The sequence below is a fragment of the Actinomycetota bacterium genome (genome assembly GCA_014360645.1).
Classification (GTDB): domain Bacteria; phylum Actinomycetota; class Geothermincolia; order Geothermincolales; family RBG-13-55-18; genus Solincola_B.
This window is the reverse complement of record JACIXD010000003.1, coordinates 16,435-30,506: the sequence shown is the minus strand read 5'-3', so window position 1 is coordinate 30,506 and position 14,072 is coordinate 16,435. Positions and strand designations below refer to the sequence as shown.

At 65.1% G+C, this 14,072-nt stretch carries 10 protein-coding genes; all 10 read right to left on the bottom strand.

Annotated elements, in window-relative coordinates:
• Window position 1: 1 nt before the first annotated feature.
• The 10 genes from H5T74_03135 to H5T74_03090 all read right to left on the bottom strand — a co-directional run bounded on the left by H5T74_03135 (window position 2) and on the right by H5T74_03090 (window position 14,027).
• Window positions 2-667 (bottom strand): methylenetetrahydrofolate reductase C-terminal domain-containing protein, encoded by a 666-nt coding sequence (locus H5T74_03135; GenBank protein MBC7229372.1) that lies wholly within the window; start codon window positions 665-667, stop codon window positions 2-4.
• A gap of 130 nt (window positions 668-797) precedes the next feature.
• The gene (locus tag H5T74_03130) at window positions 798-2,147 is read right to left on the bottom strand and encodes an acetyl-CoA decarbonylase/synthase complex subunit gamma (protein ID MBC7229371.1); all 1,350 of its coding nucleotides are present in this window, start codon (window positions 2,145-2,147) and stop codon (window positions 798-800) included.
• A gap of 86 nt (window positions 2,148-2,233) precedes the next feature.
• On the bottom strand, window positions 2,234-4,420 hold the full coding sequence (cdhC, locus tag H5T74_03125; GenBank protein MBC7229370.1) for a CO dehydrogenase/CO-methylating acetyl-CoA synthase complex subunit beta: 2,187 nt from the start codon (window positions 4,418-4,420) through the stop codon (window positions 2,234-2,236).
• Window positions 4,420-6,357: an anaerobic carbon-monoxide dehydrogenase catalytic subunit gene (cooS, locus tag H5T74_03120; GenBank protein MBC7229369.1), complete on the bottom strand. Its 1,938-nt coding sequence runs from the start codon at window positions 6,355-6,357 to the stop codon at window positions 4,420-4,422. The genes cdhC and cooS overlap by 1 nt, the downstream gene beginning before the upstream one ends.
• 65 nt (window positions 6,358-6,422) lie before the next feature.
• Window positions 6,423-7,364, bottom strand: coding sequence for an acetyl-CoA decarbonylase/synthase complex subunit delta (locus H5T74_03115; GenBank protein ID MBC7229368.1), 942 nt, complete (start codon window positions 7,362-7,364; stop codon window positions 6,423-6,425).
• A gap of 79 nt (window positions 7,365-7,443) precedes the next feature.
• A complete protein-coding gene (locus H5T74_03110) occupies window positions 7,444-8,382 on the bottom strand; it encodes a bifunctional 5,10-methylene-tetrahydrofolate dehydrogenase/5,10-methylene-tetrahydrofolate cyclohydrolase (GenBank protein ID MBC7229367.1) in 939 nt (312 codons plus the stop codon).
• A 258-nt stretch (window positions 8,383-8,640) separates the two neighbouring features.
• The gene (locus H5T74_03105; protein ID MBC7229366.1) at window positions 8,641-9,267 is read right to left on the bottom strand and encodes a cyclodeaminase/cyclohydrolase family protein; all 627 of its coding nucleotides are present in this window, start codon (window positions 9,265-9,267) and stop codon (window positions 8,641-8,643) included.
• Between the two features lie 198 nt (window positions 9,268-9,465).
• Window positions 9,466-10,224, bottom strand: coding sequence for an AAA family ATPase (locus H5T74_03100; protein ID MBC7229365.1), 759 nt, complete (start codon window positions 10,222-10,224; stop codon window positions 9,466-9,468).
• Window positions 10,224-12,224 carry a DUF4445 domain-containing protein gene (locus H5T74_03095; protein ID MBC7229364.1) on the bottom strand — a complete coding sequence of 667 codons (2,001 nt, stop codon included), beginning with the start codon at window positions 12,222-12,224 and terminating at the stop codon, window positions 10,224-10,226. The genes H5T74_03100 and H5T74_03095 overlap by 1 nt, the downstream gene beginning before the upstream one ends.
• Before the next feature lie 99 nt (window positions 12,225-12,323).
• Window positions 12,324-14,027, bottom strand: a complete 1,704-nt coding sequence (locus H5T74_03090; protein ID MBC7229363.1) for a formate--tetrahydrofolate ligase — start codon at window positions 14,025-14,027, stop codon at window positions 12,324-12,326.
• Window positions 14,028-14,072: the final 45 nt, after the last annotated feature.

The window sequence follows — 14,072 nt, the reverse complement described above, 5'->3', positions numbered from 1 at the left end:
CCTATTCACCCCCCTCGCCCTTCTTCTCGAAAATCACCCGGCCGGGCTTCATGCTGGCCTGCCAGTTCTTGAGGCCGTAGATGCGCTTGAAGCGGTCGAGCTTGCCCAGCTTCTCCAGCTGGTTGAAGATGAGGGTCCAGCCGCAGTCCTTCTCCTTGTCCGTCTCGCACTTGCCCTCGTCGGTGCCGCCGCAGGGGCCGTTGAGGATGCCCTTGTGGCAGCGGGTGACGGGGCAGATGGCCCCGAAGTCCTCCAGCACGCAGTCGCCGCACAGGGAGCACTTCTCCACGAACTGGCCTTGGCGCAGGATGTTGCCCAGGAAAACCGTGTTGCAGGCGGGGTGAACGTCCTTGTCGGTGGCCTCGCGCACCGACTGGGTGCCGGCGCCGCAGCACATGACCAGGAAGCCCTCGGCCGCCTCCACCGCCTCCTTGTTCTCGCGGAACTTGCGCTTGGTGTTGAGCTCGTGGCAGACCTCCTCGTAGACCACCGTCCCGGTGACCGTCTTGCCCTCCGCCTCGAGCCTGGCCTTCATCTCGGCCACTTCCTTTTCGCCCCCCGTCTCGCAGGTGGTGGCGCAGGAGCCGCAGCCGACGATGAACACCTTGTCCTGCCCCTCGAGCTCCTTGAGCACCTCCTCGAAGGGCTTCGATGTGGTGATGATCATCTCTTGCCTTCCTCCTCCGTACTGTGATCGTTATTGCGTCTATATCCCAAGCCCGGCCGGCGGCCTGGTCGCGTTCCCGCCTCCGAGGCGGCCCGCCGCCGGCCGGAGCGCTCCTACCTCGAGCCCGGACTCAGGTGGTGGAGAACTGGCGCAGGAAGGCCGGGATATCCGCCGCTTCCCGGGTGCCGATGACGATCTCCCAATCCGGCAGCTCCTCCTCCAGCTCGCCCGAGATCTGGGCCACGTAGCCGGGGATGATCAGCTTGCGGTGCTTGACCTTGTCCGCGATGCCGGAGGTGTTGATGAACTTGGCGATGGTCTCGGGCACGAACTTGCCCGCCGCCCAGGCGGTGAGCACCGACTGCCCGTCCACGTCCACCACGCCCAGCCAGGCCGGGATCTTGCTCCCCTCGATCTCGCCGGAGACGATGAAGTAGGTGAGGGAGAAGTTGGTGGTCACCAGCACCGGGCTGTTCTCGTCCGGGGCGCCGATCTCGTAGAACTTGGAGTCCACGGCCATGGGGCGCTGGGGATCGGTGTAGATGTTCAGGCCCAGGACCAGGAGGGGGTACATCCTCCACTGCTCGGCATGGGAGAGCACTACGATGCCGCCGTACTTGCAGATGTACATGGCCGCCAGGGCGGTCTCGTAGAGCTCGTCGTCGGTCTCCTCACAGGGGAAGGTGATGGTGGGGAACCCGAAGGCGGCGAACTTCTGGTTCAGGGCCGCCCTGCGGATGGCCACCAGGTCCTTGAAGGTCTCTCCCGGCTTGCGCGGCGCGGGGTCGAGCACCAGGTCCTTGAGGCCCATGCCGGTGAGCTTCTCCGAGAGCTCCGCCAGCTTGTCCAGGTCGGCGGCCTTCACCGCCAGGGGCAGCTCCTTCTCTTTGGCCAGGGCGCCCATGGCGTCGGCGTTGGCCTCGGTGGCGGCGTAGAGCAGAGGCCGGGAATCTCCCGCCGCCTCCACGCCCGCCTTCATGACCTCCACGTCCTCGGCCATGAGGATGAGGGGCTTGGCGGTGGCGCCCTTCACCTTCTCCACCAGGGCCTTGAACTTGCCGGCGTCGCCGGAAGCGGCCTTGACCGCGACGGCTCCCACCTTGAGGATGACGCCGACGCGCTCGTGCTCGCACTCGTTGGCCTGCTTGACGAGCTCGTCCACCTTCGCGTCGTCCATGTCGTCGCTCACCAGCACCCCCAGGACCGCGGGGTTGAAGAAGGTCTTCTCGTGGCGGAAGAGCACCAGCTCCTCGCCCACCTTGAAGGCCTCGTCACCCACCCCCACGGCGACCCCGCGGATGGGAGGCGCGCTGGCCTCGGCCAGCTCCGCCCGCACCTCGTCGGTAACGTAGGGACACTCGTCGAGGGCCGTCTGTCCCGCCGCCAGCTTCATGGCGAAGGCGAGGCAGGTCGGGAAGCCGCATTCCTTGCAGTTGGTCTTGGGTAGCTTCTTGAAGATATCCAAGCCCGAAAGTCCCATTTCCTTCTCCTTCCTACTTGATCAGCGGTAATCCCACCTCATTATGTCGCAAGAAGAGGGGGGCTGGTCCCCTGCCCCCCTCTTTCCTACATGAGCATGGGGTCCATGGTGAGGGCGGGATGGCCCTTCTCCTCCAGCCAGGGAAGGATCTCCTCCTCGCTGGTCCCCACATCCTCGTCGGCGATCTTGTTGATGAAGTCCGGGTCGTTGACGTCCTCGTCCTGGCAGCGCTTCTCCAGCTGCTCCCGAAGGGTCTCCTTGAGCTCCTTGGGCATCCACACGATGCGCTTGAAGCCCCCGTCGGCGGAGATGAACTTCTTGGAGGTGATGTACACCTTGCCGATGCCGATGAACCCGGGGGTGACGTTGCCGCCGCCCACCGAGTTGGCCAGGGTGGAGAAGGGCATGCCGCTGGGGGTCATCCCCGAGTACTCGCGGTTGACGATCATCACCCCGTTGCACATGGGCAGGAAGGCCACGATGCACTCGAAACACCCGCAGGAGGTCATGGGGTCCTCCATCATGGTGTACATCTTGACGTTCTCCACGTTGCCGCCGGACTTCTCCTTCACGAACTCGCTGATGGCCGGCCACTCGCCCTTCACGGGGTCGGTGCAGTCCCCTTTCTTCACCGGCTGGTTGGGGCCGGTGGGGTCGATCTCGTAGGCGGCCTTGCCGTCCAGCCAGTTGTAGGCGCCGCACAGCCCCAGCCGCTGGGGGGAGATGATGCACACGTGGGTGGGGGCGAAGGACTGGCAAAGGGTGCAGGAGTAGAAGGTGTCCACCGACTCGTCGGTCATCCCCGCCGTCTTCTCGTCGCGGTAGCGGTAGGCGGCGCGCGCCGTGGCCAGCCACTTCTCCACGTCCTCGGGATTGGTGTAGATGGTCACCTGCACCTTGTCCACGATGGAGGGGAAGTCGTTGATGAGCTTGGCGTGGATGATCTCGCCGTAGTGGCGGATCTTGAACCCCTTGGCCTGTGCCTTCTTGGAGATGCGCGTCCACACGATGTCGCGCTGGCCCATGTGCCAGATGCCCTCGGCGCCGTTGATGAGGTGGTGTATCTGGCGCTCGAGGATGGACTCGAAGTCCTCCTGCATCTTGCGCCCCGCCACCTCCACCACGATGCCCAGAGGAAGGGCGCCGCCCTCCTCGACGTCGTCGATCTCCGGACCCACCACCTCGATCTTGCCGTCGGTGACCTCGTCCATCTCCCGCATGGTCACGTACTCGAAGGCGGGGGTGATGTTCCCGCCGAACTGCACGTACATATCGTCCTTGCGGATGACCTCGCCCTCGAAGGCGGGGCCGTAGGCCATGGGGATGGGGATCTCGGCGATCTGGATCTTGAGGCCCCGCACCTCCACGCACTTCTGGACGATCTCCTCCTCGGGCACGCTTCCCACCACGTGCTCGTAGGTGCACACTCCGGTGGGCAGGATGTCCGGGATCCTGGTGTTGGCGATGGTGGGGAAGCCGTAGTTGATGGCCCCCGCCGCGTAGGCGTATTTCTGCTCGTCCACGTAGTCCAGCGCCAGCACGAAGGCGAAGATGCGGTTCTTGTTGTAGCGCAGGATCTTGGAGAAGTCTCCCGGCTGGGCGCCCCCGAAGGACATGGCGGCGCGGGCCGCGAACCCCAGGGAGTACACCGCCGAGGACATCTCCTTGCCGTAGGGGACGATGCGGGTGTCCCATCCCAGCTGGCGGTCCACCTGCTGGAGCTGCTCGGCGATGCTCACCCCGTCAACGTGGCCGGAGATCCACACGTAGAGGTTCTTCTGCAGGAGTTCCACCACGATCTGGTCGGCCATCTCCGGGTTGGAGGCCTTCCCCACCAGGGCGCAGAACCCGGGGGCGGTGCCGTCCACGAACTCCACCCCGCGCTCACGCATGATCACGTCGTCCGCCGCCCCCAGCCAGAGGTCGTCCACCGGCGGGTTGGTGGCGTACTTGCATCCCTCGATGATCTCCCCCGCGAAGAGGGTGGCGATGCCCGCGTCCAGGGTATGCCCCAGGTAGGGAACCCAGTGGCGCTCCCTGGGCACCGGCGGCAGCAGGCCCTTGGCCAGCTCGATCACCTGATCCATATCCTCGAGCTTCTGCACAGCTATGCCCGTCAGGGCATAGATGATGGGCAAATAGAACCCTGTGTTGGGAAACTCCACCTTCGCGGTGGCGCCGACGGCCTCCTTGGTCTCGGCGAGCATACGCTCGGCCTCGGCCACCTCCTTGTGGGCTCCCTTGATGGCTGCGGTTGCTATTATCCTGCTCATTAGATCTCCAACTCCCTCCTCATAGCCATGTCGTAGAGCACCCTCTCACGCTTGGCGGAAATGCCCAGGGCCTCGCGCTTGCTGTCGATGAGGGTGAGAAGTTTGCCCACCATCTTCTCGGGATCGGGCTCGAAGTGCCAGCTGTTCTTGTAGATCTCGTTGTACTTCTCAAAGAGAAGCTCGGTGACGTTCTTGGAGCCCATGGTGGGCCACTTCACTCCGAACACGGTGTACACGCCCGAGGCCACGAAGTACTCGCCGATGGAGATGGCCTTCTCGCTCATCCACTCCGGAGCGCAGCCGGCCGCCGGGAGGTCGCTGATGTCGTCTCCCAGGCCGCCCTCGCGCACCATGGCGGTGAGGGCGATGAGGATGCGGCTGTTGTCCACGCAGGAGCCGCAGTGGAGCACCGGCGGTATCCCCACGGCCTCGCAGACCTCCCAGAGTCCCTGGGGGCAGATCTCGCGCGCCACCTCGGGGAGCATGAGCCCGGCCTTGGCCACCGACTGCGCCGCGCAGCCGGTCATCACCACCAGGCAGCCGTTGGCGATGAGCTCGCGCACCACGCGCACGTGGATGTCGTCGTGCTTGACGCGCGGGTTGTTGCACCCCACCACGCCCACCACGCCGCGGATGCGCCCATCGATGATGGCGTCGTTCAAGGGACGGTAGGAGGCGCGGTACTTGCCTCCCAGCATGTAGTTGATGTACTCGTGGTTGAAGCCGGCGATGAGCGACTCCGTGTTGTCCGGGATGGTGACCTTGCCCCGCTTGGGGAAGTTGTCGATGGCCGCGGAGACGATCTCCTTGGCGATGTCCAGGGCGTGGTCCTCGTGGAACTCGATGTGCCGCGCGTAGGGCATCTTGGCCCGGGGGGAGGTGGTGATGATGTCGGTGTGCAGGCAGCTCGCTATCTGCCCTATACCCTGGTATACGCACTGCACGTCCACCACCATGGCTTCCACCGCGCCGGTGAGCAGGGCCAGCTCCTGCTGCAGCACGTTGCCGGCGATGGGAACTCCGTGCCTGGTGAGCACCTCGTTGGCGGTGCAGCAGATACCCGAGAGGTTGATCCCCTTGGCGCCCGCCTTCTCCGCCTTCTCCTGCATCTCGGGAAGGCTTGCGGCCAGCACGATCATCTCCGAGAGCAGAGGCTCGTGGCCGTGGACGATGATGTTGACCTCGTCCTCCTTGAGCACCCCCAGGTTGACCTTGCTCTCCAGGGGCTCCGGGGTGCCGAAGAGGATGTCCTGAAGCTCGGTCCCGATCATGGAGCCTCCCCAACCGTCCGCCAGGGAACAGCGGGCCGCTCCCAGGAGGATGTTCTCGTAGTCTTGGTCGACGCCGATGGAGGTACGGTGCATGAGCTCCACCACCTCGCGGTCGATGCCGCGGGGGAAGACCCCGAGCTGGCGCCAGATCTCCTTGCGCTTCTCCGGGGCCCTCTGGGCGAAGGCCAGCTCGCCCTCCTGCTGCCCGAACATGGCCAGGCAGCGCTCGCCCACCTCCAGGGCGATGTCGTTGATGTCGCGGTCCCCGATCTCGATGTCCAGGTCCGCCGCCACCTCCAGGAGCTTGACGCGGTCCTTGATCTGGTAATCCGTCGTCTCCCCCTTGGCGGCCATGATCAGGGTCTCGGCCACGGCGCGCCCGTGGTCGGAGTGGGCGGAAGCGCCCCCCGCGACCATGCGGGCGAAGTTGCGGGCCACGATGGTATCCATGTCGGCGCCGCATACCCCGCGGCTCTCGTCGGGCTTCTTGGGGTTGATGCGGCAGGGGCCCATGTTGCAGATCCGGCAGCAGCTTCCCGCCTCTCCGAAGGCGCATCCCTTCTGCTGCTGCACGCGGTCGAAGGCCGTCTCCTGTTCCTCCTCCTTGGCTTTTCTAAGCATCTCCAGCGTGGCTTCGCACGCCGTCATCTCCTCCAGTTCTGCCATGAGTGCTGTTCCTCCTGTGGAATCGCGATCCAGGTTCTTCCCGAACCTCCTCTATATATGAAAGCCTAGCCCGAAAGGTCGGCTATGAGCTGCTTCACCAGGCGGATGGACTCGGGGTGCCGGAGCACCAGGATGTCCGCCCCTGCCAGGAGCAGGGCCACGGCGGTGACCGTCTCCCACATGATGCCGCGCTTCTCGGGGTCTCCCCACTCCGGGTATTCCTCCTGGGAGCTCTTGGCCTCCTTGGTCTTCCAGGCCTGGGTGCCGATGTTGGCGAGCATGGGCATCTGGGTCATGGAGTCGTCCTGCATGAGGGCCGCGATCTTCAGGCGCTCCATCACCGAGTAGGTGTACTCCAGGCCGTAGCCCAGGGCCCCGGTGGTGGGGTCGATGACCAGCTTCTCGGCCTCCATGCCCAGGTTGGTCAGGAGGATGTTGAGCTGCTTGGCCAGGTTGACGTCGATGGGGGTCATGCCGGCCACCGTCTGCTTGTAGCCGATGGCGGGCGCGCCCACCTTCTTGAAGTTCTCCTCCTTGGCCGGCCCGATGAGCAGGTTCTTGCCCTCCGCCTTGGTGGCCACCACCCTGGCGATCTCGGCGTCCTTGTCCAGGTCCTCGGTGCCGTACACGATCACCGGGACGTTTACCGCCTCCTCCACCTTGAGCACCGTCTCCGCCGCCTGCTCGGCGGGGGCATCGGTAGCCTTGGGGTCGGTGGAGGCCAGGAGGAGGAAAATGGCGTCGGCGCCCCACTCCTCCACCGCCTTCCTGGCCCAGGCCACGGGGTCGTTCTTGACCTCTCCCAGGGCTTTCTCCAGGGCCGGGACGAGCTCGCCCACCTCGTCGGACACCTCGGCGGCCACGAGGGGCTTGTTGGGCATCTCGCCCTCCCAGAGGTGGAAGGGGAGGACGTTCTCGCCGCCTACCTTCTTCGCCTTTTCACCGGCGCCCAGCTCTACCTCGCGGACCTTGCCCTTGGCCGTCTCCGTCGGTAGGTTGAATGCCATCTCTTTCTCTCCTTTCCGCTGCTGATCTCCGCCGAAATTATTATTATGTCTCCCCGTCTCCCTCGCGCCATGTCGTCCGTCATTCCAGGCCGTGCTGGAGCTTGCAGGCGCGCAGGGCGTTCTTCATGAGCATACGGTTGGTCACCGAGCCCACGCCGCCGGGAACGGGGGTGATGGCCTCGGTCATGTCCTTGACGACGTCGAAGGACACGTCCCCCACCGTCTTGGTCTTGGGCTTGCCCTTCTCGTTGAGCACCGGCTCGCCGTTTGCGTCCAGCACCTTGACACGGTTGATGCCCACGTCCACCACGATGGCGCCCTCCTTGACCTGCTCAGGCCCGATGAGGTCTGGCTTGCCCGCCGCGACGATGAGGATGTCCGCCGCCCTGGTGTGCTTTTCCAGGTTGCCCTTCATGGAGGTGAAGACGTGCACCACGGTGGTGGAGGCGTTGCGGTTGAGCATGAGGAAGGCCACCGGCTTGCCCACGATGTTGGAGTGGCCCACCACGCACACCTCCGCCCCCTCGTAGAAGTCCTTGGGGTCCATCTTCTTGACGTCCCGGGCGTAGCGGTCGAGGATCTCGATGACCGCGGAGGGCGTGGCGGGCGGGAAGGTGGGCTCCCCCAGGGCCAGCTTGCCCATGTTGAAGGGGTGGAAGCAGTCGATGTCCTTGTTCACGTCGATGGAGTTGATGACCGCGCTGTCGGAGATGTGCTCGGGGAAGGGGCGCAAGGGGAGGATGCCGCTCACCGCCTTGTCGGCGTTGAGGCGCTTGACGATCTCCACCACCTCCTCCTCGCTCACGTCCGCGGGCGGGTTCTCGTTGATATAGGCGAAACCGGCCTCCTCGCAGAACTTCTCCACCTGTCCGCGGTACATCTTGGCCCCGAAGTCGTCGCCCACCAGCAGGGTGGCGATGCCCGGGGTTATCCCCTTGGCCTTGAGGGCCTCGGTCTCCGCGACGATCTCCTTCATGAGCTCATCGCCGATGGCTACGCAATCGATGACCACCGTCATGTCCGTTGCTCCTTTCCTCTTCTCGCCTTGTCGCGCCGGTCTCCCGGTTTTTCCGCCTCCGCTGCGCCAGCGCCTTCCCGTCTATATCCATGCATCCACGTTGTCCATGCGTCCACGGTCCGCCCAGGCCTCGGACCGGCCGCGCCCGCGGGCTTAACTTTCCATCTTATTCCATCTGCACTCCGCCCTCGCGGGGTCCTCCTCTGCGGGAACCGTTCCGTGCGGATGGCGAGAATCACCTCGCGGCACGCCGGATGATCACCCCAGCTTTTCGTAGGTGACCCTGACCACGCGGTCGCGCAGCTCCGCCGTCTCCGTGAGGATCTCCTGGATACGCGACCACTTGCTCTCGCAGAAAGCGGTGTCCTCGATGCTGTTGACGTTGATCTTCACGTTGAGGGCGGCGCTCTGGGCGGCGGCCTCCGCGAGCAGCGCCGCGACCCCCGCGTCGCTCACCGCGCCCACGTTCCCTATCTCGGCGGCGGTCTCGGAGAGGCGCGCCACCTCCAGGCACGCCTCCGCTATCTCGAAGGGCACCTCCGTGGCCAGTTTGAGGGCCTCCTGGATGCGCGCCGCGCGCTCCGCCTTCTGGTCCTCGGTCTCCCGCGGCATCTTGAAGGCGGCGGACACGTCCGCGTAGACCTCGGTGTCCTTCTGGATCAAGCCCTGGAGCCTGTCGCGGGCCCTTTCGGATGATTTGAGCAGCTCTTCCACCTGGTCCTGGACGTCGGCGTACTTTTCCTTACCCAGGGTCAGGTTCCCGACCATGGAGACCAGCGCGGCTCCCAGCGCGCCCACCAGCGCGGATACGGAACCACCACCCGGCTCCGGCGACCTGGAGGCGAGCTTGTCCAGAAACACGATCATGGGCTTCTCTACGTACATCGTGAGACCTCCCCGGTCCAACTCATGATTATCGCACTAATCCACCTATATTTCCAGGTATATATACTACACCCGTCGTCTCCGCGGGTTCCCCGCGCCCTCTCCGGGCGCCCCGTCATGCTTCCGCCCTTCCCCGCCCTCCCGGGGCCCGCTCCGCAACCGCCGCCCCGGCCTCGACCCCCGGCACCGGCATGTCTCTCATACCGCCACGTAGGCGGCCAGGATCTTCTCGATGGCCTCGCGGGCCGGGCTCTCCTCCGGGAGCTCCGTCAGCGCCTTTCCCGACTCGTCGTAGTCGCGCAGTAGCTCGTCGTCGGGCACCCAGCCGGCGATCTCCAGGTTGCCCTCCTCGGCGATTTCCCGGAGGTTGTCCGGCAGGCCGTCCCGCACCCTGGACACCACCAAGGCCATGCGCCCGATATCCAGCTTCAGCTCCCGCGCCAGGTCCCGGATGCGCAGGGCGGTCCGCACTCCTCTCACCGTGGGGTCGGAGGCGATGAACATCACGTCCACCCCGGTGGTGGTGCGCCGGGAGAGATGCTCCATGCCCGCCTCGTTGTCCATGACCACGTAGTCGTAACGTCCGGTCATGAGGTCGAGGTAGCGCCTGAAGATGTTGTTGAGGTAGCAGTAGCATCCCGGCCCCTCCGGCCTGCCCATGGATATGAGGTCGAAGCCCTTCTCCTCCACCAGGGCCTGCTGCAGGAGCGTCTCCACCCATACCTCCTTGGACATGCCCGCGGGCATGTTCTTGATGTTCTCGGTGAGGTATTCCCTCACCGCGCCGATGGTCTTCTCGGCCTTGGTGCCCAGGGCGAGGTCCAGGTTGGCGTTGGAGTCGGCGTCCACCGCCAGCACCGCCCTTCCCGTGCTGCGCACCAGGTAGGCCACGGAGAGGGCGGCGAAGGTGGTCTTGCCCGTGCCTCCCTTGCCCGACACCGCGATGACGAAAGACATCAGTCCGCTCCTTTTTCCTCGCCGTTCACCCCGCCCTCCCGCGCCGCCATCCTCTGCACCGCGCGGTAAGTCTCAAGCCTCTCCTTGACGCTGGGGAAAGAGTCCAGGTCGGTGTGGGGGAAGAAGAGCGCGGACACGTAGTGCTCCATGAAGGCGGGGTTCATGGAGAGCTCCAGATAGGTCATCTGGCGGGCGATCTCGTTCGCGCGCGCGAGCATCTCCCGGGACAGCGCCGAGAGGTGCGCCCCCAGCAGGGACCCGTTGCCCACGAACTTTATCTTCTCGTACCCGATATCCGGAAGCAGCCCGATGGTCACCGCCTTGTCCACCTCCAGGTAACGTCCGAAGGCCCCCGCGATGAGCAGTTCGTCGATCATGGAGACATCCAGGTCCATGGAGGAGAGCAGGATCTCTATCCCGGCGTACACCGCCGCCTTGGCGCGCATGAGGTTGTCGATGTCCACCTCGGTGATGACGATGTCGCGGCGCGTGGCCGAGTCCTCCGCCCACACCAGCACGTATTCCGCGCCCCCCTCCGTGCGCCGCACCCGGGGGGTGGGCAGGTCGGTGTTGATCTTCCCCTTCTCGTTGATCACCCCGGTGAGGAACATCTCCGAGAGGGCGTCTATGAGCCCGGAACCGCATATCCCGATGGGCTTGCGGTTGCCCACGGTGATGATCATGGGCTCGTAACCTATCTTGTCGATACGCACCTGCTCGATGGCGCCGCTGGTGGCGCGCATGCCGTGCTTGACCCCTCCCCCCTCGAAGGCGGGACCGGCCGAGCAGGAACAGGAGAGCATCCAGTCGCGGTTGCCCAGCACCATCTCCCCGTTGGTCCCGATGTCGATGTACAGGGTCAGCCGGTCGGTGTTGAAGATGCCGGAGGCCAGCATGCCGGCCACGATGTCCCCGCCCACGTAGGAGGCCACGCAGGGGATGGCGTAGAGGTATACTCCCGCGGCGATGCGCAGGCCGATGTCGGAGCACTTGATCCAGGGGAAGAAGGTGGCGGAGGGAATGTAGGGCTCCTCCCGGATATATTTCGGGTTCAGGCCGAGGAGCAGGTGGGTCATGGTGGTGTTTCCGGCCACCACCACGTGGGTGATGTTGCAGTACTCGATGCCCGCCTGCTCCACCAGGTTCTTGATGAGGTTCCAGATGGTCCCCACCACCACCGACTGCAGCTTGGCCAGGCCGGTACCGCGGATGGCGTAGATGATGCGGGTGATGACGTCCTCGCCGAAGGCCACCTGTGCGTTGTAGTCCGAAGCCCGCGCCGTGACCTCGCCGGTGCGCAGGTCGATGAGCTCGGCGGAGATGGTGGTGGTGCCCACGTCGATGGCGATGGCCGACTGCCTCTCGGTGGTGTCTCCCTGCTCGATGCGCACCGCCCTCAGCTCCTCGCCGGAGTCCAGCACCGTCACCGTGATGTCCCACCCGCTCTGGCGGATCATGTTGGGCAGGCGCTGTAGCACCGGGTAGTCGATGACCACGTCGCGCAGCCCGGCCTCCACCGCCAGGCCCCGTTTGATGCGCTCCGCGTCGCTGGCGTTGTCGTCCAGGGAGGGCTCGGGGAGCACGAGGTGGTACTTGCGGGTGGGGGGGTCAAGCTCCCAGGCGGGCAGGCGCTCCTCCCAGTCCGCCGCCGAGAGCAGGTGGCCGTGGGCGGGGGTGGGCTCGGCGCGCTCGAAGATGCGCCGGTCGCCGATACGGGATTCCAGGGGGATGCTCACCTTGAGGTCGGAGAGCACCCGGGTCTGGCAGGCCAGAGCGTATCCCCTGGCCGCCTCGGCCTCGCCCAACTTGGGGTTGGGTTCCCGCTCCACCTCCCCTTCCTCGATGACCACGCGGCACTTTCCGCAGGACCCCGAGCCCCCGCAGGAGGCGTTGATGTGCACGTCAGCGTCCATGGCCGCGCGCAAGAGGTTCTCGCCCCGCGCCACGGTCACGAACCGGTTGTCGGGCAGGAAGAGCACCCTGCAGAGGTCATCCGTCACTTCCCGGCCTCCCCACAAATATCACCCGATGCTCGATGATACCCCGGTCCGGATGGACCGGGGTATCGTTCCACGCCTTCACTGCCGCAGGGTCGCCTCTCAGAACAACCCCATGGTCCTCCCGTTCTCATCGATGTCCACGTCCACCGCCGCGGGGCGGCTGGGAAGACCGGGCATGGTCCTCATGGCGCCGCAAAGCGGATAAAGGAAGCCGGCTCCGATAGACGGCCTGATATCCACCACCGGCAGGCGGTAACCCTTGGGCACGCCTTTGAGGTTGGGGTCGTGGGAAAGCGAGAGGTGCGTCTTGGCCATGCAGATGGGGAGCTTATCCCATCCCGCCTCGGTGTACTGCTTGATCTTCTGCTCCGCCAGGGGGGTATAGTCCACCCCGTCGGCCCCGTAGATCTTGGTGGCGATGGCCTCGATCTTCTCCTTTATGGACCAGTCGTCTGGATAGAGGAATTTGAATTCACTGGGCTGGTCGCAGGCGGCCACCACCGCCTCCGCGGCCTCCTTTCCGCCCTCGCCACCCTTGGCCCAAACCTCGATGGGTACGCAGGCGACCACGCCGGCCTCCTCGGCGAGCTTTTTGACCAGCTCGATCTCCTTGTCCATGTCGGTTGTGCGCCGGTTGATGGTCACCACCACGGGAAGGCCGAAGAGCTTCATGTTCTCGATCATCTTGATGAGGTTCCCGGTGCCCTCCTCGAGAGCCGGCATGTTCTCCTTCTTCACCAGCTCCTCGTCGAGGGGCTTGCCGGGACGCGCCTCGAAGGCTCCACCGTGCATCTTCAGGGCCCGGATGGTGCAGGTGATCACCACGCAGTCCGGGGTGAGGCCGGAGTAACGGCACTTGATGTTCATCATCTTCTCCGCCCCCATATCCGCGCCGAACCCGGACTCCGTCACCACGTAGTCGCCGCACTTCAGGGCCACGTAGTCGGCCACGATTGAGTTGTTGCCGTGGGCGATGTTGGCGAAGGGACCTGCATGCATGATGCAGGGGTTGTGCTCCAGGGTCTGGATGAGGTTGGGCTTGAGGGCCTCCTTGAGGAGCACGGTCATAGCCCCTGCCGCCTTGAGGTCCTCGGCGGTCACCGGTTTGCCGTCGTAGGTGTAGGCGACCACGATCCTTCCCAGGCGCTCCCGCAGGTCCTTGAGGCTGGTGGCCAGGGCGAGGATGGCCATGACCTCCGAGGCCACGGTGATGTCGTAGCCGGTCTGGCGCGGATAGCCGTTCTCGCGGCCCCCGAGCCCGATGACGATGTCGCGCAGGGCGCGGTCGCTGATGTCCACCACCCTGCGCCAGGAGATGGTCAGGGGGTCGATGTTGAGGGGGTTCCCCAGCAGGATGCTGGTGTCGATCATCGCCGCCAGCAGGTTGTTGGCCGCCCCCACGGCATGGATGTCCCCCGTGAAATGGAGGTTGAGGTCCTCCATGGGCACCACCTGGGAGTAGCCTCCTCCCGCCGCCCCGCCTTTGATGCCGAACACCGGGCCCAGGGAGGGCTCACGCAGCGCGAGCACCACGTTCTTTCCGATCTTGGCCAGGGATTCGGTGAGGCCGATGGAGGTGACCGTCTTGCCCTCGCCTAGGGGGGTGGGGGTGATGGCGGTCACGTCGATGTACTTTCCGTTGGGCTTGTCCTTGACCCTCTCCAGAAAGCGCTCGAAATCGATCTTGGCCTTGTACTTGCCGTAGAGATCGATCTCGTCCTCCTCCAGTCCCATCTTCTTGGCGATCTCCACGATAGGCAGGAGCTCCGCCGCTTGCGCGATTTCCAGGTCGCTCGGAACCATGCTGCAACTCCTTTCCTTCCTTTGGTGACGGTTTTCGGGCGTCTC

What these genes read in the sequence shown, in the direction of transcription:
- H5T74_03135 (MBC7229372.1), bottom strand. Translation starts at nt 667, where the DNA reads ATGATCATCACCACATCGAAGCCCTTCGAGGAGGTGCTCAAGGAGCTC.
- H5T74_03130 (MBC7229371.1), bottom strand. Translation starts at nt 2,147, where the DNA reads ATGGGACTTTCGGGCTTGGATATCTTCAAGAAGCTACCCAAGACCAAC.
- cdhC (MBC7229370.1), bottom strand. Translation starts at nt 4,420, where the DNA reads ATGAGCAGGATAATAGCAACCGCAGCCATCAAGGGAGCCCACAAGGAG.
- cooS (MBC7229369.1), bottom strand. Translation starts at nt 6,357, where the DNA reads ATGGCAGAACTGGAGGAGATGACGGCGTGCGAAGCCACGCTGGAGATG.
- H5T74_03115 (MBC7229368.1), bottom strand. Translation starts at nt 7,364, where the DNA reads ATGGCATTCAACCTACCGACGGAGACGGCCAAGGGCAAGGTCCGCGAG.
- H5T74_03110 (MBC7229367.1), bottom strand. Translation starts at nt 8,382, where the DNA reads ATGACGGTGGTCATCGATTGCGTAGCCATCGGCGATGAGCTCATGAAG.
- H5T74_03105 (MBC7229366.1), bottom strand. Translation starts at nt 9,267, where the DNA reads ATGTACGTAGAGAAGCCCATGATCGTGTTTCTGGACAAGCTCGCCTCC.
- H5T74_03100 (MBC7229365.1), bottom strand. Translation starts at nt 10,224, where the DNA reads ATGTCTTTCGTCATCGCGGTGTCGGGCAAGGGAGGCACGGGCAAGACC.
- H5T74_03090 (MBC7229363.1), bottom strand. Translation starts at nt 14,027, where the DNA reads ATGGTTCCGAGCGACCTGGAAATCGCGCAAGCGGCGGAGCTCCTGCCT.